Source organism: Pseudomonas sp. 67(2021) (assembly GCF_017491835.1).
GTDB lineage: Bacteria > Pseudomonadota > Gammaproteobacteria > Pseudomonadales > Pseudomonadaceae > Aquipseudomonas > Aquipseudomonas atacamensis.
The window spans coordinates 184,630-204,924 of sequence record NZ_JAFGYL010000002.1 but is presented as its reverse complement, the minus strand read 5'-3'; the positions used below and the strand labels follow the sequence as shown (position 1 = coordinate 204,924).

24 protein-coding genes are annotated in these 20,295 nt (G+C 60.6%); 9 read left to right on the top strand and 15 right to left on the bottom strand.

Annotated elements, in window-relative coordinates; all coding sequences use genetic code 11:
- Positions 1–134: 134 nt before the first annotated feature.
- Entirely contained in the window at positions 135–1,151 is a 1,017-nt protein-coding gene (locus J5M66_RS04575; protein ID WP_207807300.1) for an ABC transporter substrate-binding protein, read from the top strand.
- Positions 1,152–1,253: 102 nt separating this feature from the next.
- On the opposite strand, the gene J5M66_RS04570 is transcribed toward J5M66_RS04575, so the two are convergent.
- The 5 genes from J5M66_RS04570 to J5M66_RS04550 all read right to left on the bottom strand — a co-directional run bounded on the left by J5M66_RS04570 (position 1,254) and on the right by J5M66_RS04550 (position 3,556).
- Positions 1,254–1,571 (bottom strand): hypothetical protein, encoded by a 318-nt coding sequence (locus tag J5M66_RS04570; RefSeq protein WP_130888653.1) that lies wholly within the window; start codon positions 1,569–1,571, stop codon positions 1,254–1,256.
- Positions 1,572–1,695: 124 nt separating this feature from the next.
- Entirely contained in the window at positions 1,696–1,935 is a 240-nt protein-coding gene (locus J5M66_RS04565) for a helix-turn-helix transcriptional regulator (RefSeq protein ID WP_125926181.1), read from the bottom strand.
- Positions 1,932–2,306: a hypothetical protein gene (locus J5M66_RS04560; protein ID WP_123441672.1), complete on the bottom strand. Its 375-nt coding sequence runs from the start codon at positions 2,304–2,306 to the stop codon at positions 1,932–1,934. Before J5M66_RS04560 ends, J5M66_RS04565 begins: the two co-directional genes overlap by 4 nt.
- A gap of 165 nt (positions 2,307–2,471) precedes the next feature.
- Positions 2,472–2,951 (bottom strand): copper chaperone PCu(A)C, encoded by a 480-nt coding sequence (locus tag J5M66_RS04555; protein WP_056784698.1) that lies wholly within the window; start codon positions 2,949–2,951, stop codon positions 2,472–2,474.
- Positions 2,951–3,556, bottom strand: a complete 606-nt coding sequence (locus J5M66_RS04550) for an SCO family protein (RefSeq protein WP_016774221.1) — start codon at positions 3,554–3,556, stop codon at positions 2,951–2,953. Before J5M66_RS04550 ends, J5M66_RS04555 begins: the two co-directional genes overlap by 1 nt.
- Before the next feature lie 274 nt (positions 3,557–3,830).
- Between J5M66_RS04550 and J5M66_RS04545 the strand changes: the two genes are divergently transcribed.
- The 3 genes from J5M66_RS04545 to J5M66_RS04535 all read left to right on the top strand — a co-directional run bounded on the left by J5M66_RS04545 (position 3,831) and on the right by J5M66_RS04535 (position 5,861).
- Positions 3,831–4,757, top strand: coding sequence for a Gfo/Idh/MocA family oxidoreductase (locus J5M66_RS04545; protein WP_207807299.1), 927 nt, complete (start codon positions 3,831–3,833; stop codon positions 4,755–4,757).
- A 129-nt stretch (positions 4,758–4,886) separates the two neighbouring features.
- Complete coding sequence (ycaC, locus tag J5M66_RS04540) at positions 4,887–5,516, top strand: isochorismate family cysteine hydrolase YcaC (protein ID WP_016774235.1); 630 nt, start codon at positions 4,887–4,889, stop codon at positions 5,514–5,516.
- Positions 5,517–5,660: 144 nt separating this feature from the next.
- Positions 5,661–5,861, top strand: coding sequence for a hypothetical protein (locus tag J5M66_RS04535; protein WP_207807298.1), 201 nt, complete (start codon positions 5,661–5,663; stop codon positions 5,859–5,861).
- 70 nt (positions 5,862–5,931) lie between these two features.
- Here the strand turns inward: J5M66_RS04535 and J5M66_RS04530 are convergent, their stop codons facing one another.
- On the bottom strand, positions 5,932–6,558 hold the full coding sequence (locus J5M66_RS04530) for a helix-turn-helix domain-containing protein (RefSeq protein WP_207807297.1): 627 nt from the start codon (positions 6,556–6,558) through the stop codon (positions 5,932–5,934).
- A 46-nt stretch (positions 6,559–6,604) separates the two neighbouring features.
- Between J5M66_RS04530 and J5M66_RS04525 the strand changes: the two genes are divergently transcribed.
- Positions 6,605–7,300 (top strand): B3/4 domain-containing protein, encoded by a 696-nt coding sequence (locus tag J5M66_RS04525; RefSeq protein WP_207807296.1) that lies wholly within the window; start codon positions 6,605–6,607, stop codon positions 7,298–7,300.
- An 813-nt stretch (positions 7,301–8,113) separates the two neighbouring features.
- Here the strand turns inward: J5M66_RS04525 and J5M66_RS04520 are convergent.
- Positions 8,114–8,851 (bottom strand): SDR family oxidoreductase, encoded by a 738-nt coding sequence (locus J5M66_RS04520; protein ID WP_123441665.1) that lies wholly within the window; start codon positions 8,849–8,851, stop codon positions 8,114–8,116.
- A gap of 126 nt (positions 8,852–8,977) precedes the next feature.
- Positions 8,978–9,859, bottom strand: coding sequence for an AraC family transcriptional regulator (locus tag J5M66_RS04515; RefSeq protein WP_207807458.1), 882 nt, complete (start codon positions 9,857–9,859; stop codon positions 8,978–8,980).
- Positions 9,860–10,117: 258 nt separating this feature from the next.
- Between J5M66_RS04515 and J5M66_RS04510 the strand changes: the two genes are divergently transcribed.
- Entirely contained in the window at positions 10,118–10,882 is a 765-nt protein-coding gene (locus tag J5M66_RS04510) for an SDR family oxidoreductase (RefSeq protein ID WP_016774231.1), read from the top strand.
- Between the two features lie 174 nt (positions 10,883–11,056).
- The gene (locus J5M66_RS04505; protein WP_073475257.1) at positions 11,057–11,974 is read left to right on the top strand and encodes an AraC family transcriptional regulator; all 918 of its coding nucleotides are present in this window, start codon (positions 11,057–11,059) and stop codon (positions 11,972–11,974) included.
- Here J5M66_RS04505 and J5M66_RS04500 read toward each other — a convergent pair whose 3' ends face one another.
- Both J5M66_RS04500 and J5M66_RS04495 read right to left on the bottom strand, forming a co-directional pair.
- A complete protein-coding gene (locus tag J5M66_RS04500; protein WP_207807295.1) occupies positions 11,975–12,904 on the bottom strand; it encodes a LysR family transcriptional regulator in 930 nt (309 codons plus the stop codon).
- Between the two features lie 94 nt (positions 12,905–12,998).
- Positions 12,999–13,709, bottom strand: coding sequence for an SDR family NAD(P)-dependent oxidoreductase (locus tag J5M66_RS04495; protein ID WP_024012515.1), 711 nt, complete (start codon positions 13,707–13,709; stop codon positions 12,999–13,001).
- Positions 13,710–13,974: 265 nt separating this feature from the next.
- Between J5M66_RS04495 and ycaC (J5M66_RS04490) the strand changes: the two genes are divergently transcribed.
- Complete coding sequence (gene ycaC, locus J5M66_RS04490) at positions 13,975–14,604, top strand: isochorismate family cysteine hydrolase YcaC (RefSeq protein WP_016774235.1); 630 nt, start codon at positions 13,975–13,977, stop codon at positions 14,602–14,604.
- A gap of 192 nt (positions 14,605–14,796) precedes the next feature.
- Here ycaC (J5M66_RS04490) and J5M66_RS04485 read toward each other — a convergent pair whose 3' ends face one another.
- From J5M66_RS04485 to J5M66_RS04475, 3 genes are all read right to left on the bottom strand, one after another.
- Positions 14,797–15,495, bottom strand: a complete 699-nt coding sequence (locus J5M66_RS04485; protein WP_279381458.1) for a tRNA (adenine(22)-N(1))-methyltransferase TrmK — start codon at positions 15,493–15,495, stop codon at positions 14,797–14,799.
- Positions 15,496–15,625: 130 nt separating this feature from the next.
- The gene (locus J5M66_RS04480) at positions 15,626–16,675 is read right to left on the bottom strand and encodes an NAD(P)-dependent alcohol dehydrogenase (RefSeq protein WP_207807293.1); all 1,050 of its coding nucleotides are present in this window, start codon (positions 16,673–16,675) and stop codon (positions 15,626–15,628) included.
- A gap of 142 nt (positions 16,676–16,817) precedes the next feature.
- Positions 16,818–17,045 carry a hypothetical protein gene (locus tag J5M66_RS04475; RefSeq protein WP_056784730.1) on the bottom strand — a complete coding sequence of 76 codons (228 nt, stop codon included), beginning with the start codon at positions 17,043–17,045 and terminating at the stop codon, positions 16,818–16,820.
- A gap of 164 nt (positions 17,046–17,209) precedes the next feature.
- Here J5M66_RS04475 and J5M66_RS04470 point away from each other — a divergent pair, with 164 nt between their 5' ends.
- On the top strand, positions 17,210–17,419 hold the full coding sequence (locus tag J5M66_RS04470; protein ID WP_207807292.1) for a DUF2945 domain-containing protein: 210 nt from the start codon (positions 17,210–17,212) through the stop codon (positions 17,417–17,419).
- On the opposite strand, the gene J5M66_RS04465 is transcribed toward J5M66_RS04470, so the two are convergent.
- Entirely contained in the window at positions 17,416–18,669 is a 1,254-nt protein-coding gene (locus J5M66_RS04465) for an FAD-dependent oxidoreductase (protein ID WP_207807291.1), read from the bottom strand. The genes J5M66_RS04470 and J5M66_RS04465 overlap by 4 nt on opposite strands.
- The gene (locus tag J5M66_RS04460) at positions 18,659–20,251 is read right to left on the bottom strand and encodes an aldehyde dehydrogenase (NADP(+)) (protein WP_207807290.1); all 1,593 of its coding nucleotides are present in this window, start codon (positions 20,249–20,251) and stop codon (positions 18,659–18,661) included. Before J5M66_RS04460 ends, J5M66_RS04465 begins: the two co-directional genes overlap by 11 nt.
- Positions 20,252–20,295: the final 44 nt, after the last annotated feature.

The window sequence follows — 20,295 nt, the reverse complement described above, 5'->3', positions numbered from 1 at the left end:
TCCACTGCTCCTGAATTTCAGCAGCAGACGCTAAATCGCGGAGTGCTATCGATATTCGATAAAGATATTTAATTTACTTTTTTTATAGCTATAAAGTCATGCCTTTCAGCCCACCCCCATGCTGCGAGGTTGTCATGGCCACACCGTTCAAACGTTCTGCGCTGACTCTGTTGGCCGCTACTCTGGCAGCGGGTGCGCTGTTCAGTAGCGGCGCCCGGGCCGAGGGCAAGATCAGCATCGCCCAGCAATTCGGTATCGGTTATCTAATCCTCGATGTCGTGCGCGATCAACAGCTGATCGAGAAACACGGCAAGGCCCAGGGCCTGGAGATCAAGGTCGACTGGAACAGCATTTCCGGCGCTACGGCCATGAATGAGGCGCTGCTCACCGGAGCGCTGGACGTCGTCTCGGCCGGCGTGCCGCCGATGCTCACCGTGTGGGATCGCACCAAGGGCAAGCAGAACGTCAAAGCCATCGCCGCGCTGGGGTCGATGCCCAATTACCTGCTGACCAACAACCCGAAGATCAAAACCCTCAAGGACTTCAGCGACAAGGACCGTATCGCCGTGCCGGCCGCAGGCGTAGGCTTCCAGTCGCGTACCCTGCAGATTGAAACCGCCAGGCAATTCGGTGACGACCAGTTCAAGAAGTTCGACAACATTTCGGTCAGCCTGCCGCACCCGGACGCCACCGCTGCGCTGATCGCTGGCGGCTCGGAAATCAACTCGCATTTCTCCAGCCCACCGTTCCAGTACCAGGCGCTGCAAAACCCCAACGTGCATAAAGTGCTCAGCTCCTACGACATCCTCGGCGGCCCGGCGACGTTCAACGTGCTCTACACCACGGAAAAATTCCACGACGAAAACCCGAAAACCTACAAGGCGTTCTACGACGCACTGGCGGAAGCGGAGAACATCATCAAAGCCGACAAACCCGCCGCCGCCCAAGCCTACATCCGTGTAGAGCAATCGAAACTGCCGCTGGCCCTGGTCGAGCAAATCGTCAAAGACCCGGAGATCGACTTCACCGTCGTACCGCAACGCACGTTCATCTACGCCGAGAAATTGCAGGAACTGGGTGTGTTGAAAAACAAGGCGGGGAGCTGGAAGGATTACTTCTTTGAAGAGGCGCATGGTGGTGCGGGGAGTTGAGGCGAGTGCAGCAGGATCCTGTGGCCTTACGCTGCCGAGCTTGGTTGACGCTTCATGCTGCTGAGTAATGGCTGTCCGTTGCCGGACAGCCGTCCCGAACCATCATGCAACGACCTTGAATGTGCTCTGGAAAACTTGGTTGTCGGGCCACCAGCGGAACGTACAGGTGACCGAATTGTTTTTGCTGCGCTCCAGACCCCAGCGGGGAACGATTCCGTAAGTTTCTGTCACGTTTGCGCTGGGAACAATATCGGTACTCAGACTGCTGCCGTCGGCAAAAGTGAAATTCAGATTGAGACGGGTCATTTGCTCCGTCGGCGTTATCTGCGCGCCGATGTCGCTGATCCTGGATAGCGAAATCTCGGTTTTCTCGGCATTCAACCCTTGGAACTTAAAAGGAAAGGCTACTGTGCTAGTCATCTTTGCAATGCTCCATCTGATCAATGAGACCCCTACAATCATTGCCGGGAGTAGGCAGGATAGGGCGCATGGCATCGATGCAACACTGTAAAAGTTGACAGTTTTTAGCATGAATCGAAATCAACTACGGCTGTTTGCCACCCCTCACAGCAGTTTGCGAATCGGATTCTGCTTCCGGATCCTCGAAAATACTTTCAATGGCCAATCCAAACGTTCGCGCGATCTGAAACGCCAGCGGCAGGCTCGGGTCGTAGCGTTCATTTTCGATGGCGTTGATGGTCTGGCGCGAGACGTTCAAGCGCTCCGCCAGATCGACCTGTGACCACTTGCGCTCGGCGCGCAGCGCCTTGAGGTGATTTTTCATTGATAGCGACGTCGGGCGATTTGCAGACCGAGGATCCACATCGCGGCCATCACCGGCCATACGCAGGTCCACGGTATGTGCGGGGCGCCGATATTTTCGAGAAAGCCATAGCTGAACGTCAGTAACGCGGAAGCGGCGAAGGCAAAGCCCAGCGCTTCAAACTGGATGCGCAGGTGCATTTCATCCAGGCGCCGCAGGTTGCGCACGATAGCCCAGCACATCAATCCGGCGGGGATCATCGGCGCCAGCGCGACGGCTGAACGCAACAGCAGATGGGCGTCCAGAAAATGTTGGCTGGCAACCACCGAGGCGATCAGCACGAGCGTGTACAGCGTCAATGCGGCGCCCATTTCGAGGTAATAGCGATTCATGTTCAACTCCCTGTAAAAGACCCTTTACATCCTCATCGAAATCTTCGCTTATGTAAAGCAAGCTTTCCATGCGTCAGAGCATCGTTTTCATAAAAAACGGGGCGGCCTGATCATCGATCAGGCCGCCCCGTTTTTCTGTCAGGCGAACAGTCTTTCAGTCAGCGATCAATGCATCTTGCTGTGATCGTGGCCGCCCATGTTGGTCAGCGCGCGGACCGGTGCCTTGACTTCAATGGTTTCTTTCTCGCCCTTGGCGTTTTCCACGGTCAGGGTCAGCGGCACGTTTTCGCCTTCCTTCAACTGACCGGTCAGGCCCATCAGCATGACGTGGTAGCCGTTCGGATCGAAGCTCACGGCTTTGCCGGCAGGCAACTCAACCGACTTCACCGGGCCCATGGTCATCACATCGTTCTTCATGCTCATTTCATGAATCTGAACGTCCTTGGCCACTGGCGAGGCAACGCTGAGCAGTTTGCTGTCGCTGTCGGCAGTGACGGTCATGAACGCGCCACTGGCGGACTGGGTCGGCACGGTGGCACGGACCCAGGCATCGTCGACTTTGGTCTGCGCCGACGCCTGGAAGGCCAGGCCGAGCAGGGACAGTGCACATACGGTGCGTTTGAGGTGATTCAGAACGGGATGCATCAGCAGACCTCCATAACAGTAAGCAAATCTTCCGTGCACTCTTGGGCTGTCAGCGAAGTGGACAGGCCCAGGCGCAACTCACCACGCGAGTCGTAGACGTAGCTGGTGGACGTGTGGGAGATGGTGTAGGTGTCGCCGGCCGGGACTTTTTCGTAGAACACGTCGAATTCCTTGGCGGTGGCCTTGGTTTCCTCAAGCGTGCCGTACAGCGCGACGAAGCTCGGGTCGAAGGCTTTGACGTAGGCGTCGAGGATCTGCGGCGTGTCGCGTTCCGGGTCGAGGGTGATGAATACCACTTGCAAACGGTCGCCGTCGCGGCCCATCAGTTTTTTGATCTGTGCGGCGCGGGCCAGGGTAGTGGGGCAAACGGCCGGGCACTGGGTGAAGCCGAAGAAGATCATCGGCATCATCCCGCGAAAGCTCGACAGCGACATGGTTTCGCCTTCGGGATTCTTCAGCTTGAAGGTGCGTCCGAGGATCTTGTCGCTCAGATCCTTGCCGTACTTGTACGACAGTTGGCCACGGGTATCGCAACCGGCGAGCAGGCCGAGCCCGAGCACGCCCATTCCCGCAAGTACCTTGCGGCGAGTCAACAAAGCCGTCATCTAATACCGCCTTTTGCAGCCCGCCAGTCGGCAGGACTGGCGAGGGGTTAACCGTAAAAGCGCCGCATGATAGCAAACTGAGGCTGATCGCCGGCTGCCGATCGCCGCGCGGTGCGGGATCGGACGACAAAAGGTGTAAGAAGAAATGACGAATAAGCCATGCGTTCGCCGCGACCAAACTTTGATTTAAATAGTATGACGATTGGAGACGAGCGCAGAAACACGTACTCTTGCCGCTGCGCTGCAAAGACCAAAACAACAACAGGAGTCTGTAATGCAACCGATTCGTCTCGGCCTGGTGGGCTACGGCAAGATCGCCCAGGATCAACACGTTCCCGCCATCCTCGCCAACCCGGCGTTCCAGTTGGTGGCGGTCGCAACCCAAGGCAAACCTTGCGCCGGGGTGGAGAACTTCCAATCGCTGGGCGAACTGCTCGAAAACGGCCCGACTGTCGACGCAATTGCGTTCTGCACGCCGCCACAGGGGCGCTTCGCACTGGTGCAACAGGCGTTGGCGGCCGGCAAGCACGTGCTCGTGGAAAAACCGCCCTGTGCGACATTGGGCGAGGCCATGGCCCTGGTCGATCAAGTCGCCGATCAAGGCGTCAGCGCTTTGTTCGCCTGGCATTCACGCTACGCACCGGGCATCGCCGCCGCCCGCGACTGGCTGGCCGGCCGCACCCTGCAAAGCGTGCAGATCGACTGGAAGGAAGACGTGCGCAAGTGGCATCCGGGTCAGGCATGGATCTGGCAACCGGGCGGCCTCGGCGTCTTCGACCCGGGCATCAACGCCTTGTCGATCGTCACCCACCTGCTGGCGCTGCCGCTGTTTGTCGAAGCCGCCGAACTGCGCGTGCCGAGCAACTGCCAGTCGCCGATTGCCGCCTCGATCAAAATGTCTGATGCGCATCAGCTCGCCGTACGCGCCGAGTTCGATTTCGACCATGGCCATGACGAACTGTGGAGCATCGAAATCCGTTGCACCGAGGGCGTTCTGCGCCTGGACAATGGCGGCGCGGTGCTGAGCATCGACGGCGTGCGCCAAAGCGTCTCGGAGGAGGGCGAGTACGCAGCGGTCTACCGCCACTTCCAGCAATTGATCAGCGACAAGGCCAGCGACCTGGATCTGCAACCGTTGCGCCTGGTGGCGGACAGTTTCTTTGTCGGGAGTCGGACGTTGGTTGAGCCGTTCTACGATTGAAGTGGATTGTCCCGTTTGAGTGGACGGTGAAACGCTTTTCAGCCGATTTATCCCTTTGCTGTGCGTCAGTAATCTGTACCCAACTTGAACGCAACGACAAAACTTCAAACTTGAAAAGGGACGCACACCATGACCACTCCAACCTACAACCGCCTGAACAAAGACGACGCTATCGTGCTGCTGGTTGACCACCAGACCGGTCTGATCTCGCTGGTGCAGGACTTCTCGCCGAACGAGTTCAAGAACAACGTGCTGGCGCTGGCGGATCTGGCCAAGTTCTTTGACCTGCCAACCATCCTCACCACCAGCTTCGAACAAGGCCCGAACGGCCCGCTGGTACCGGAGCTGAAAGAGATGTTCCCGGACGCGCCGTACATCGCTCGTCCAGGCCAGATCAACGCTTGGGACAACGAAGACTTCGTCAAGGCAATCAAGGCCACCGGGCGCAAGCAGATCATCATTGCCGGTGTGGTCACGGATGTCTGTGTAGCGTTCCCGACCCTGTCGGCGCTGGCGGAAGGTTTTGATGTGTTTGTGGTGACTGATGCGTCCGGCACCTTCAACACCACCGTGCAGCAAGCCGCATGGAGTCGCATGACTCAGGCCGGCGCGCAGATGATGAACTGGTTCTCGGTGGCCTGTGAGCTGCACCGCGACTGGCGCAATGACATTGAAGGCCTGGGCAATCTGTTGTCGCAGCGCATTCCCAACTACCGCAACCTGATGAACAGCTACTCGGCGCTGACGCAGCAGAAGTAAGCGTTAAATCCAAAGCGAAAGCCTGCCTCGAAAGCAGGCTTTTTGCGTTTTCTACAGAACGCCGTTCGTCCATTGTCGGGCACTTGTCACGCAAGGGCATTTCACACGTTCAGGTACCTATCGCTGAACACCTCGGAGAACGACATGGACATTGATGAAAACGCACCGGGCAACCAGTCGCAACAAGCCGTGACGCGCCCCACCGACAACGAGACCGGGCACGATCCCAAGCGCGAAAACTCCGAGGTGCCTTTGCCGCCGGACGATGAGGCGCCTGTAGAAGAAGACATGTCGGATGTGGATGCGGCCAATTCGGTTTCGACGGAGCATCCGCCGTCACGCTGACCGTGCAGTTTGAAGGGGAACGCTCGCTGTGATGGTCAACCCGGACAGTTCCCTCTCCTCGGGGAGAGGGCTAGGGTGAGGGGCTTTCCCTGGCACCCTGATGCAGTTCAGTCACCGACATCGTGAAAACCAGTTTCGCTCGCCCATGGTTGGCATATCCATGCGCCACATCCGTCCGCGCTACCGCCGAACACCCAGGCCCGACAATCAGCTCGGCATCGCCAACTTTCAGATGCAACGTGCCTTTCTCAACATGAAACAACTCGGTGGTGCCATTCGGATGTCCCGCCGAAGAAAACGACTCGCCGGGAAACAACTCCCAGCGCCACAACTCGAGCATATTCGGGCCGCTGGTGCCGGCCAGCAGTCGTGCCGATCCGCCCAGTTCACCGGTCCATAGCGTGGGGATGTCCTCACTGTCGATCAGATGCGCCGCCGGGGTGTCGGCGACATTGACGAAGTCCGCCACGGACAAGCCCAGCGCCGCGGCGATTTTGCACAATGTCGCGATGCTTGGGTTGGCCGAGCCTTTCTCGATCTCGACCACCATGCCTTTGCTCACGCCCGAGCGTCGGGACAGTTCGTCGAGGGTGATGCCCTGTTGTTTGCGCGCCTGTTTGAGCGTGCGCGACACCGCCGCGCTGACGGTCTCGACGTCGGCGCCGGCTTCGGTCGATATATTGACTTTATTGGTCATTGATCGCTAGCATCGTTTGAAATTCGGGTATGAGGGGGATTCTGGGATGCTGTCTGTCGTGCCGTCAATCGATCCGGCTGTTGCGCAACTCGCGCCGGGCTTCAGAGCGCTGAGTATTGTCGTGCAAGCGGCGCCGATTACTCAGGCATACGTGGCCGGTGAAGCACTGGCCAAAGCCTGTCAGATCGTCGCCAACGGTGGCCCGGCATGGGCGCCCGCGCACTTGCAGGCCTGGGCGGACGTGTTTCGCCAGTTCGGTGCCAAGCCGCAGCGCACGCCGTGCTCGGCCGAGGCTCTGCGCAAACGGGTGTTGCGCGACGGCGAATTGCCGAGCATCGATCCGGTGGTTGATCTGTACAACGCCATCAGCCTCGAGTACGCGATTCCGGTCGGCGGCGAGAATGCGCAAGCCTACATAGGCTCACCGCGTCTGGTCGTCGCCGATGGCAGCGAACCGTTCGACACGATGAAAGAAGGCCAGCCCGCGCATGAATTCCCGGACGCCGGCGAAGTGGTCTGGCGCGATGACCAAGGCGTGACCTGCCGGCGCTGGAACTGGCGCCAAGGCGTGCGAACCCGCCTCGATGCGCAGGCGCAGCACATGTGGTTCATCCTCGAAAGCCTGCCGGCGATGCCGCTGGAAGCGCTGACCGAGGCCGGCGACAAGCTCATCGAAGGCCTGCAGCAAATGATGCCCGGCGCCGAGATCGAAAGCATGTTGATCGGGCCGGAAGCGCGTTAGGTTGGATATGAGTGCCAGCCCGTTTCGTCAGCGGCACCGCGATTCCCTGTGGGAGCGAGCCTGCTCGCGAAGGCGGCGGCACATTCAACATCTTTGCCGGCTGATCCACCGCTTTCGCGAGCAAGCTGGCTCCCACAATGTTCCATATTGACCAATGATTTGGTGGTGCTACAACCTCTGTGGGAGCGGGCCTGCTCGCGAAGACGGCGGCACATTCAACATCTTTGCCGGCTGATCCACCGCTTTCGCGAGCAAGCTCGCTCCCACAGTGTTCCGTGTTGACCAATGATTTGGTGGTGCCACAAAAAACCTGTGGGAGCGGGCTTGCCCGCGAAGACGGCGGTACATTCAACATCTTTGCCGGCTGATCCAGCGCTTTTGCGAGCAGGCTCGCTCCCACAATGTTCCGTGTTGACCATTGATTTGGTGGTGCAACCAAACCCTGTGGCAGCGGGCTTGCCCGCGAAGACGGCGGTACATCCAACATCTTTGCCGGCTGATCCAGCGCTTTCGCGAGCAGGCTCGCTCCCACAATGTTCCGTGTTGACCAATGATTTGGTGGTGCTACCACCTCTGTGGGAGCGAGTCTGCTCGCGAAGGCGGCGTCACATTCAACTTCATATTCGCCTGAACCAGCGCTTTCGCGAGCAGGCTCGCTCCCACAATTTTTCCGTGTTGACCAATGATTTGGTGGTGCCACAACCACCCTGTGGGAGCGGGCTTGCCCGCGAATGCGGCGGTGCATTCAGCATCATATTCGCCTGACCCAGCGCTTTCGCGAGCAGGCTCGTTCCCACAGATTGACTCCTGGTCTCAATAAGGGCTCGCGGTTGGACGCACGATCAGTTCGCTGACGTCCACATCCGCCGGTTGTTCGACGGCATACGCAATCGCGCGGGCGATGGCTTCGGCGGGGATGGCGATCTTGCGGAATGACTTCATCTCGGCGCGGCCGCCTTCATCGGAAATGCTCTCGGCCAGTTCCGATTCGGTCACGCCCGGTGCGATGACGGTGACGCGGATATCGCCGCCCACCTCCTGACGCAAGCCTTCGGAAATCGCCCGTACGGCGTATTTGGTCGCGCAGTACACCGCCGCAGTAGGGCTCACCGCGTAAGCACCGATCGAGGCGATGTTGATGATCTGCCCGGCGCGCTGGCGCTGCATCAACGGCAGGCTGGCGGCGATGCCGTGGAGTACGCCACGGATGTTGACGTCGATCATGCGGTTCCACTCATCGACCTTCAGCGCATCCAGCCGCGACAACGGCATCACGCCGGCATTGTTGACCAGCACATCGACGCGGCCGTAATGCTCGACGGCAAAATCGACGAAGCGCTGCACATCCTGCTGATCGGTGACGTCCAGCGCGCGGAACTGCGCGTGGCCACCGGCGCTATTGATCTCTTCGGCAATCACTGCCAGACGCTCGGTGCGCCGTGCACCCAACACCACTTTGGCGCCACGTTCGGCGAGCAGGCGTGCGGTGGCTTCGCCGATGCCGCTGCTGGCGCCGGTAATCACGATCACTTTGTTTTGAATGTTCAGCATGATGTCGTCCTCTTCTGTGTGCCCTTGAGTGGGCTTGGAAGAAGATTAAGTGCGGCGGCTCATGGGCTATTAATCGATTCCTCCACGGGATTTGCCCAATTCTGCTGCATCGCTTTTCGACAGGTTTCAGGCCCCGCGTGGCGCATCGCGGTAGGCGCTCGGGGTGACGCCGACTTCACGGCGGAACACCTGGGAAAAGTGGCTGGGGCTGGAATAGCCAACCTCCAGGCCGATGTCGATCACGCTGCGTGCGGTCTCCAGCAACAGATGACGCGCGCGGCTCATGCGCAGGCGGATGAAGTATTGCGAGGGCGATAAACCGGTGGCGCGCTTGAAGGTGCGGCTGAAGTGGTAGTCGCTCAGCCCGGCGATGGCGGCCAGATGACTGAGGCTGAAATCCTCCGCCAGATTCGCATTCATGGCTTCGATCACCCGGCGCAGTTTGTAGGCGGGCAGGGCGTTGTCGCGGCGCGGGTTGCTGTCCGGGTCGAGATAGTGCCGCAGCAAATGGATCGCCAACGCCTGAGCCAGGCTGTGTACCAGCAGTGCACTGGGCTGGCGCTGTTCGGTCAGTTCGATGCGCAGTTGCTCAAGAATGAAGCTGACCTGCTCGTCACGCGCACCGGACACATCGACAAACGTCACTGCACCGGCCTGTTCGCCGAACGCTTCGCGCGCCGCTTGTTCGATCAGGCCCAGACCGAGGTAGAGGTGCATGACTTCGAAGACCTCACAGCCTTGGGTTTGCCAGCGCATTTCATAGGGTTCGCGGGTGTTGGTCAGGAAGAAGTCGCCCGCCGTGACCTGGCTCGCCTGCCATTCTCCGCCCAACGAACGTTCTTCGACCCGGGCAGTGCCGGCCAATACCAGCACCAGCAGCGGTTCGGCCACGCAGGGCACGCGGATCGGTTCGAGCAGAGTTTGATGGCGGAACAGCTGCACCACCGCATCCTTGATCTGCGGCCGCGGCGTGGTCGTTTCCGCAACACCGGGCAGATGCTCCGGCATGGCTTCGGCGGCGATGCGCGCGGGCTGGCTGATTGTCGGTGTAGCGGGGCTGGCAGAGGGCACAGAACGCTCCATGAAAAGCTTTGGCTGCGAATGATTTTGAAGGTTAGGGCGGGCGAACGAGAAACTCCAGCGCAAAACTCCGACAGTCCCGGCAATCACCCGAAAGCCCGGCGGCGGACAGTGCGCGACAGTGAAGCCGTGTTTACGACCGCGCCATCAGGCGCAACACCGATTCGCTATCGAGGAGTTAAAACCATGACTGATTTCAACCACACCCTGCCACAAGAAGTCGCCGGTAAAGTAGCACTGGTCACTGGCGCGGCCAGTGGCATCGGCAAGGCGATTGCGCTGATGCTGCACGCTCGCGGCGCCAAGGTGATTGCCGAAGACCTCAACCCGGCTGTCGAAGAACTGGCTCGTCCCGATCTGGTGCCGCTGGTGGCGGACATCACCGAGGACGGCGCCGCCGAACGCGCAGTCGGCCTTGCCGTCGAGCAGTTCGGGCGCCTGGATATTCTGGTCAACAACGCCGGGATCATTATCAACAAAGCAGTGATCGACATGAGCCGCGACGACTGGGAAAAGATCCAGGCAGTTAATGCTACGGCCGCCTTCCTGCACTGCCGCGAAGCGGTCAAGGCGATGATCCCGAACAAGTCCGGCGCGATCGTCAATATCGCTTCCTATGCGTCGTACTTTGCCTTTCCGACCATTGCCGCCTACACCGCTTCCAAAGGCGCGCTGGCACAGTTGACCCGCACGCTGGCCCTGGAAGTCATTGAACACGGCATTCGCGTCAATGCCATCGGCGTCGGCGATGTGGTGACCAATATTCTCAACGATGTGGTCGAGGACGGCCCGGGCTTCCTCGCGCAGCACGGCGAAGCGGCGCCAATCGGTCGGGCGGCGCAGCCGGAAGAAATCGCCGAAATCGTCACCTTCCTCGCCTCCGACCGCGCCAGCTTCATGGTCGGCTCGGTGGTCATGGCCGATGGCGGCATGACGGTTACGGCGGGTTGATAGTCGGGTGAGAAGCCAAGGGCGCGTGTGATAACGCGCCCATGGCTTTGCCAGTAAGACGAGCACGCAGAATCAGGCAAATCTGCAGCATCTTTGATCTAGTCGCCGCTGGATAAAACTGGCTAATCTTCCTCCGCAGTTGACCCACCTTCGTCTGCTTTCGAGGCCCTTTGCATGGATAACCACGACGCTTCCATCCTCCACGATACGGCGGTGTATCGCGCCGAACTGGTGCGCCTGCTGACTCAACGCTTTGACGCGCCGGGCACCTACGAAACCGCGATTGCGCCACTGCATGTGATCCGTCTCGATGGCCCGTCCGAGCTGATTCACGTTGTGCACCGGCCGGCGCTGTGCCTGATCGTGCAGGGGCGCAAGGAAGTCGGGCTGGGTGACGAACGCTTCCTCTACGACCCGCTGAATTATTTGGTGGTGTCGGTGACATTGCCGGTGTCGGGACGGGTGATCGAAGCCTCGCCCGAGGCGCCGTATTTTTGCGTACGGCTGGATTTCGATCCGGCGCAACTGACGCAACTGATAGCCGAATCGCCGCTGACCGGCATGCCACAGGACGCCGGGCGCGGGATGTTTCTCGACAAGATCGACGTGACATTGCTCGATACCATGCTGCGTCTGGTGCGCCTGCTGGATAACCCGCGCGACATCGGCATGCTCGCGCCGATGGCTTTGCGCGAGCTGTATTACCGTCTGCTGCGCGGCCAGCACGGGCATCTGCTGTATGAAATCGCCGTCAGCGATTCGCAGACCCACCGGGTCACGCGCGCTATCGACTGGCTGAACAAGAATTTCACCGAGCCGCTGCGTATCGACGCGCTGGCGCAGGTGGCCAACCTGAGCAACTCGGCGCTGCATCACCGCTTCAAAGCCGTCACCGCGATGAGCCCGCTGCAATATCAAAAACAGCTGCGCCTGCAAGAGGCGCGGCGGCTGATCATCAATGAAGGGCTGGACGTGTCCAGCGCCTGTTACCGCGTCGGCTACGAAAGCGCTTCGCAGTTCAGCCGCGAATACAACCGCCAGTTCGGCTGCCCGCCGTCCAAGGAACTTAGCCGCCTGCGTCAGACCGGTTGATTACCGCGCGGGTCCTGCCCATTGCTCACGAAACCCCAGCAGAAAATCCACAAACGCCCGCACCCGCTGCGGCACATAGCGGCCGTGCGGGTAGAGCAGGGTGTAGGGGCGCGAACGTCCGGCGTACGGTTGCAGCACTTCAATCAGGCGGCCATCGGCGAGTTCCTGCTCGACGATGAAACGGTAAGTCTGAAACAGCCCGGCGCCGTGCTTGGCCAGCGTCACACCGCCGAGCACATCGTCGGAACAGGAATAGCCACCGTCGGAGATCACTTCCAGGTCTCGACCGTTTTCCTGAAACAGCCAGGAAATCCGCCGCCCGCTGCTGGGCAATTCGAACTGGATGCACTCATGCGCGATGAGATCGTCCAGCGTCTGCGGCGTGCCGGCTCTATGCAGATATTCGGGGGCGGCGACCACCACCAGGGCGGCGTCTTCCAGCAAGCGCGCGATCAGCGTCGAGTCCGGCTGCGCGCGCACGCGTATCGCCAGGTCGTAGCCCTCTTCAACGAAGTCGATATTGCGGTTGCCCAAGTGCACGTCGACCGTGACCTCGGGGTACAACGCGCGAAATCTCGGCAGCAGCGGCAGGATGCGGTGATGCCCGTAGGTGGTTGGCAGGCTGATGCGCAGTCGACCCGATGGCGAAGTCTGCGCGCCCATGACTTCCTGCTGCGCTTCGACCAGTTGCGTCAGCGCCTGGCTGCACTGTTCGAAGAAGCTCCGTCCGGCGTCGGTGAGACGGATGCTGCGCGTGGTGCGCGCGAACAGTCGCGAACCCAGGCGTTGCTCCAGACGCAGAATCGACCGGCTCACTGCGGCCGGCGTGACCCCGGCCAGTTGCGCGGCGGCGGTGAAGCTGCCGGCTTCGGCGGCCAGGCAGAACAGTTCGATACTGCCTAACTGCAAATCTTCAAAATGGCGTTTCATTGTGGCTCGCACCGAGGATCGACGGACGTTCCTCCTCTGTGTACCACAACCAACGACGCCGCCGGTATCCACCGGCGGCGTTGCAGGGTTTCGATCAATGGCCGGCGCTCTGGCCACCGTCGACATGCAGGATTTCGCCAGTGACGAAATTTGCCCCGTCGAGGTAGAGGATCGCTTGCACGATGTCGTCGATTTCTCCCATGTGGCCGACCGGGTGCAGGCTGCCCAATGCCTGATGGGTTTCCTCGGCGTGCATCGGCGTCTTGATGATGCCCGGCGACACGGCGTTGACCCGAATCCCGCGCTTGGCGTACTCGATGGCCAGGGATTTGGTCGCGGCGTTGATGCCGCCCTTGGTCAGCGACGCCAATACCGAAGGCACGCCGTCGATTGCATGATCGACCAGGCTGGTGGTCACGCTAACGACGTGGCCGCTGCCGTGTTTTTCCATCTCGGCGATGGCCAGTTGCGAGATGTAGAAGAAGCCGCTCATGTTGGTCGCCACGACCTGGGCATAGTCCGCTTGGCTGTAAGCGGTGAACGGCTTGGCCAGAAAGATCCCGGCATTGTTGACCAGCGTATCGACGCGACCGAAGCGGGCGACAGCGGCGCGAATCACGCGCTCGGCGGTTTGCGGATCGGCAATGTCGCCGGCGACGGTCAGAACATCCGGGTCGCTCGACGCTTTGATCGAGCGCGAGGTAGCGACCACTTGATGGCCAAGGGCGCGAAAGCCTTCGACCAGACCTGCACCAATGCCTTGCGAAGCGCCGGTGATGACAACTACTTTTTTCGATGTGCTCATGATGATTTCCTCTGTCGCTGGCCCGTCGGGATGGCGGGTGGCTGTTGGAGGAGACTTTAGGAAGTTGTGCCGAGTTGATAAATGGGGGCTGAGGTACATCATTTGTACTGTGGTGTATCTAATCAGAGCGGGCCTCGAATGATTGTCCCGTTTGTGTGGACGGTGAAACGCTTTTCAGCCGATTTATCCCTTTGCTGTGCGTCAGTAATCTGTACCCAACTTGAACGCAACAACAAACTTCAAAACTTGAAAAGGGACGCACACCATGACCACTCCAACCTACAACCGCCTGAACAAAGACGACGCTATCGTGCTGCTGGTTGACCACCAGACCGGTCTGATCTCGCTGGTGCAGGACTTCTCGCCGAACGAGTTCAAGAACAACGTGCTGGCGCTGGCGGATCTGGCCAAGTTTTTCGACCTGCCGACCATCCTCACCACCAGCTTCGAACAAGGCCCGAACGGCCCGCTGGTACCGGAGTTGAAAGAAATGTTCCCGGACGCGCCGTACATCGCTCGCCCAGGTCAGATCAACGCTTGGGACAACGAAGACTTCGTCAAGGCGATCAAGGCCACCGGTCGCAAGCAGATCATCATTGCCGGTGTGGTAACGGATGTCTGCGTAGCGTTCCCTACCCTGTCAGCATTGGCTGAAGGTTTCGATGTGTTTGTGGTGACTGACGCGTCCGGCACCTTTAACACCACTGTGCAGCAAGCCGCATGGAGTCGCATGACTCAGGCCGGCGCGCAGATGATGAACTGGTTCTCGGTGGCCTGTGAGCTGCACCGCGACTGGCGCAACGACATTGAAGGCCTGGGTAACCTGCTGTCGCAGCGCATTCCCAACTACCGCAACCTGATGAACAGCTACTCGGCGCTGACGCAGCAGAAGTAAGTTCATCACCCACGAAAAAGCCTGCTATTAACAGCAGGCTTTTTGTTTTTCCGACGGCTGCAGCCAACTTGGTTGCTCTGTAGCTTGACCCAGCGCTTTCGCGAGCAGGCTCGCTCCCACAGTTGACTGTGTTTGCTCAGGAGAATGCAATTTCCTGTGGGAGCGAGCCTGCTCGCGAAGACGGCGGCACAGTCACCCGAGCAATTCGCTGATCCACTGCATCTCTTGCTTCAGCGCATGAATTTTGTCCTCCGGCAACGTCTGTTGCGCTCGCGTAAACTGCCCCAACGTCTTCTGCCGCTGCTTCAGCCTGCGTTGCCATTTGTGCAGAAATGCCGGGCAGCGTGCTTGCAGGTGCAGCGGACCGAAAAACAGTTCCCTGGCATCGTAAGTCACCGGATCAGAGCCGCGCTCGGCAACGATGATTTCATAGTCGAAGCGGTTCTCATGCAGCACCTCTTCACAGACGATGCGGTAGCCGTTATCCATCAACCACTGGCGCAACGCTTGCTCGCCGCCGTTGGGTTGCAGGATCAAGCGTTCGTGGCCGCTGAGATGGGCTTTACCACTGTCGAAAATATCGCGAATAGTTTCGCCGCCCATGCCGCACAGGGTGATGGCGCTGATGCCGTCGTCAGGCCTGATCGCCGCCAGGCCATCGGCCAGACGCACGCTGATCTGGCCGTGCAGGTCGTTGTCATTGACGGTGCGTTGCGCTGCGTGGAATGGCGTCAACGCGACCTCGCCAGCCACCGCCGCTGTAATAAGTCCTCGGCGCATCAGGGCAACGGGCAAATAGGCGTGATCGGAACCGATATCGGCCAGTCGTGCGCCGACCGGCACGTGAGCGGCGACGCGTTCAAGGCGCATGGACAATGTCTGTTGGTTCAACGGCGACCCCTGTTCACCCAGCGGTGGAAAAAGGGGTGCGACTCTGGCGAGCAACGCGGGCGCTGTCAAATCGCGCCGATGGAATCCCTCAAGCCATCGGCAGCACGGCGCTGCCGATGGACGTTGGCGCTTAGCCGGCGAGGGTTGCGTTGTCGATGACGAAGCGGTATTTCACGTCGCCCTTGAGCATGCGCTCGTAGGACTCGTTGATCTGGTCGGCGCGGATCAACTCGATGTCGGAAACGATGCCGTGCTCGGCGCAGAAATCCAGCATTTCCTGAGTCTCGGGAATGCCGCCGATCATTGAGCCGGCAATGGTGCGGCGCTTGGTGATCAGGTTGAACACGTTCGGCGACGGATGCGGCGATGCGGGCGCTCCGACCAGGGTCAACGCGCCGTCGCGCTTGAGCAGAACCAGGAACGCGTCGAGATCGTGCGGCGCTGCGACGGTATTGAGGATGAAGTCGAAGCTCTTGGTGTGTGCCGCCATTTCCTCGGCATTGCGTGACACCACCACTTCGTCCGCGCCCAGTGCCTTGGCCGCTTCGCGCTTGGATTCGGAGGTGGTGAAGGCGACGACATGGGCGCCCATGGCGTGGGCCAGTTTGATGCCCATGTGACCCAGGCCACCGATGCCGACCACGCCGACTTTCTTGCCGGGGCCAGCGTTCCAGTGGCGCAGCGGCGAGTAGGTGGTAATGCCGGCGCAGAGCAGCGGCGCGACGGCTGCCAGTTGCGCCTCGGGATGACGGATGCGCAACACATAGCGCTCGTGCACGACGATGTTTTGCGAATAGCCGCCGAGGGTCCAGCCCGGTGCGTCCGGGGTCGGGAAATTGTAGGTGCCGATCATGCCGTCGCAGTAATTTTCCAGACCGGATTCGCAGTCATCGCAGTGCTGGCAGCTGTCGACGATGCAGCCGACACCGACCAGATCGCCGACCTTGTAGTTTTTGACCTGATCGCCAACCGCCGAGACGCGGCCGACGATTTCATGGCCGGGCACGCAGGGGAATTGCGTGCCAGCCCATTCGGCGCGCACCTGATGCAAGTCGGAATGGCAGATGCCGCAGAAGGCGATATCGATCTGCACGTCGTGCGCCGCCGGGGCACGGCGGTTGATCTGCATCGGTTCAAGAGGTTTGTCGCCAGCGTGGGCGCCGTAGGCTTGTACGAGCATGTGAGCATCCTCCATGGGGTTGTCGGACGCCCATTGTTGCGCCTGGGTCGGAGCGCGAGGTAGTGCATTTCTGTGAAATGCTTGCCTGATTCTGCTGTCGATTGCGCAACCGAAAGGCAGCCGTATAGCTGCCGTTTCAGGCTCAACGCGGATTGGGCTGGTCGTCCATCTCGGCGTTATCGGTTTCCTGACGTACGCGCTCCGGATCCAGGCCGGTACTGTCATCATCCAGCGGGATTTCGCCTTCGTTGTCGGGTAGCTCGTCGATGCCGCGTTCCTTCATCGGATCGACCTCGGTACGCCCCGGACTCAGCGGGTCGGGCGTGGTTGGGAGCGGATCGTCACCTTGCTTGCCTTGATCGTTATTCATCTCACACCTCGTCATGGCCGTTTTCTACGGCTTGTGCAGGTTGGAGGTGCGGGCGATTTTCGCCGTTCGATTTTTTTGCCTGCCTTCGGTCGCCTCGCAAAAAAGCGGAATTTCTCCGACGCGCGCGGCTCCATAAATCAACAGCCAGAGGCGAGGACGCAATGATGAGCAGTTCATTCAAGGTCGGCGAAGCGGTGCGCTGGAATTCCGAGGCCGGCGAGATCCACGGCAAAGTGGTCAAGGTGCACACTCGCGATACCGAGTTCATGGGCCGCCACCGGCCGGCTTCGAAAGACGCGCCGCAGTACGAGGTCAAGAGCGACAAGACCGGCCACCTGGCCATGCATCACGGCGGCGCGCTGAAGCACGCTTAGAAACGCGCCAGTCGGTAGGCGTCGGCATTCGGCAACTCGCCGGCCGCGCCTGAGACCATCTGCCCGATCAATTCCGCCGTCACCGCCGCCTGCGTCAGTCCCAGATGCTGATGACCGAAGGCAAGCAAGACCTTGCCGGCGCAAACCTGATCGATCACTGGCAGGGAATCCGGCAGCGACGGGCGAAAGCCCATCCACGGTGTCGCGGCATCAGCGTTCAGGTCCTTGCGAAACAGACCTTGGCTCAGGCGCTGCAATTGCCAGGCGCGTGCCATGTTTGCTGGCCGCTCCAGCCCGGCGAACTCGACTGTGCCGGCCAGGCGCAGGCCATCGCGCATGGGCGTCATGATGAATTTGCGTTCCAGTGAGGTGACGGGGAAGGGCAGGCGATCATGCTCGTGCGGCAGCATCAGGTGATAGCCGCGTTCGGTGTCCAACGGTACTTGCTTGCCGGTCAGCGCGGCGGTGAGTGTCGCCGAATGCGCACCGCAGGCCAGTAACACGCGGCTGGCCGTCACACCGCCGTTGCCCGTCACCAATAAAACGCCGTTTTCCTGCACGTAGCCGCCTTGAACCTGCTGCTTTAGAAAACTCACGCCGCTGCTGCGAGCCGCTTCGACCAGTGCGCAGACCACCCGATAGGGATCAAGGAAATGCCCGGTGCGCGGGAAAAACAGTCCGCCCTGAATCTGTTCGCTGAGTTGCGGCGCCGTTTCGCGGATCGCCCCGGCCTGCCAGAAATCTACCGGCACCTGCTGCTGATGCAGGCGTGCCTGCAAGGCTTCGAGCAATTGCCGCGATTCAGGTTTTTCGAAGACCAGTAACGAGCCGTCAACCTTGAGCAGATCCGTGCGCTGGATATCGCTGAGCAAGCGCTGCCACGCGTCGAGACTGCTTTCATTGAGCGCGCGCAGGCCGGCGACGGTTTTCTGAAAAGGTTCAGGCCGCAGATTCAGCAATAACCGGGTGAACCAAGGCAGGGCGCGCGGTAGATATTTCCAGTCCAGGCGCAGCGGCCCCATCGGGTCCATGAGCATGGCCGGCAAACGCTTGAGGATCGAAACATCAGCAATCGGAAACACCTGCTCGGTGGCCAGATGCCCGGCATTGCCGAACGAAGCGCCGTGCCCCGGTTCCTGCTGATCGATGACCACCACGCGCAAACCCTGACGCGCCAGGCGCAGTGCGCAAGCCACGCCAATGATCCCGGCGCCGACCACGGCGATGTCGTGCGAAGGATTATTCGCCATGGCGTGTCGCTTCCCGGTGGCCATCGAGCATGCGCCGAAGGTTGAGCGGATTGGTCTGTTGCAGCGCCGTCGGCAGCAAGCTGTCGGGGAAATCCTGATAGCACACCGGCCGCAGGAAACGCAGGATCGCCGCAGTGCCGACCGAAGTGCTGCGCGCATCTGAGGTCGCCGGATAAGGCCCGCCATGCACCATCGCATCGCAGACTTCCACGCCGGTCGGCCAGCCATTGACCAGCAAGCGCCCGGCCTTGCGTTCCAGGGTTGGCAGCAACGTGCGCGCCAGTGCAAGGTCGGCGTCATCCATGTGCAGGGTCGCGGTCAGTTGGCCTTCCAGATGTGCGCAGACCTGACGGATTTCTTCGTCACTGCTGCATTGCACGATCAGCGCTGTCGCGCCGAAGACCTCGGCTTGCAAGCTTTGATCGGCAAGAAAATCCGCTGCATCGGTGCTGAAGACATGCGCCTGACACTGATTCGGGCCGCCGCCGACTTGGCCAACCGCTACCGCGCGTGCACGGGGATTGCCTTGCAGTGCCGTCACGCCTGCTTGATAGGCACCGAAGATGCCGGGCGTGAGCATGGTTTGCGCCGCGCTGCGCGGGATCAGTTCCGCTACCGCGCTGAGGAACCCGTCGAGCGCCGGGCCTTTGCGGGCAATCAGCAATCCCGGGTTGGTGCAGAACTGCCCGGCGCCCAATGTCAGCGACGCGACAAACCCTTCGGCCAGCGCCTGCGCGCGATTTTCCAGCGCGGCGGGAAACAGCAAAACCGGGTTGATCGAGCTCATTTCCGCATACACCGGGATCGGCTCCGGCCGCGCTTGCGCAGCTTTCATCAAGGCCAGACCGCCAGTGCGCGAGCCGGTGAAACCAGCGGCTTTGATGCGCCAGTCGCTGACCAATGCGATGCCGACTTCGTAGCCAGAATCGAACAACAAGGAAAACACGCCCTCGGGCAGAGCGCAGGCTTTGACCGCTTGCGCCACTGCGCGGCCGACCAGTTCGCTGGTGCCCGGATGGGCGCTGTGCGCCTTGACGATTACCGGGCAACCGGCCGCCAGTGCTGCGGCGGTGTCGCCACCGGCCACGGAAAATGCCAGCGGAAAGTTGCTCGCGCCGAACACCGCGATCGGCCCCAAGGCAATCTGCCGCTGGCGCAGGTCGGAGCGCGGCAGCGGTTGGCGTTGTGGTTGCGCACTGTCGACGCGCACGTCCAGCCATTCACCCGCGCGCACGGAACGGGCGAACAGGCGCAATTGCGAGCAGGTGCGGCCACGTTCGCCCTGAAGGCGTGCAGGCGGCAGACCGGTTTCGGCGTGGGCGCGTTCGATCAGTTCATCGCCAAGGTTTTCGATGTGTTCGGCAATGCTTTCGAGAAATGCCGCACGGGTGCTCAGGCTGGTTTCGCGGTACGCATCTTGCGCCGCCCAGGCCAGGGCACAGGCCTGTTCCACCTGTTCGGCTGACGCCCCGGCGAACTGCGGTTCAAGTGCCTGGTTGGTCGCCGGATCAATCCCGCGAAAGGCCGGACGCGTACCCGTCACGGATTGTTGGCCGATCAGCATGTTGCCCGTCAGAGTCATGGTGTCTTCCTGTGAAATGAGCGAGGCCTGCCGCGAATCGTTTT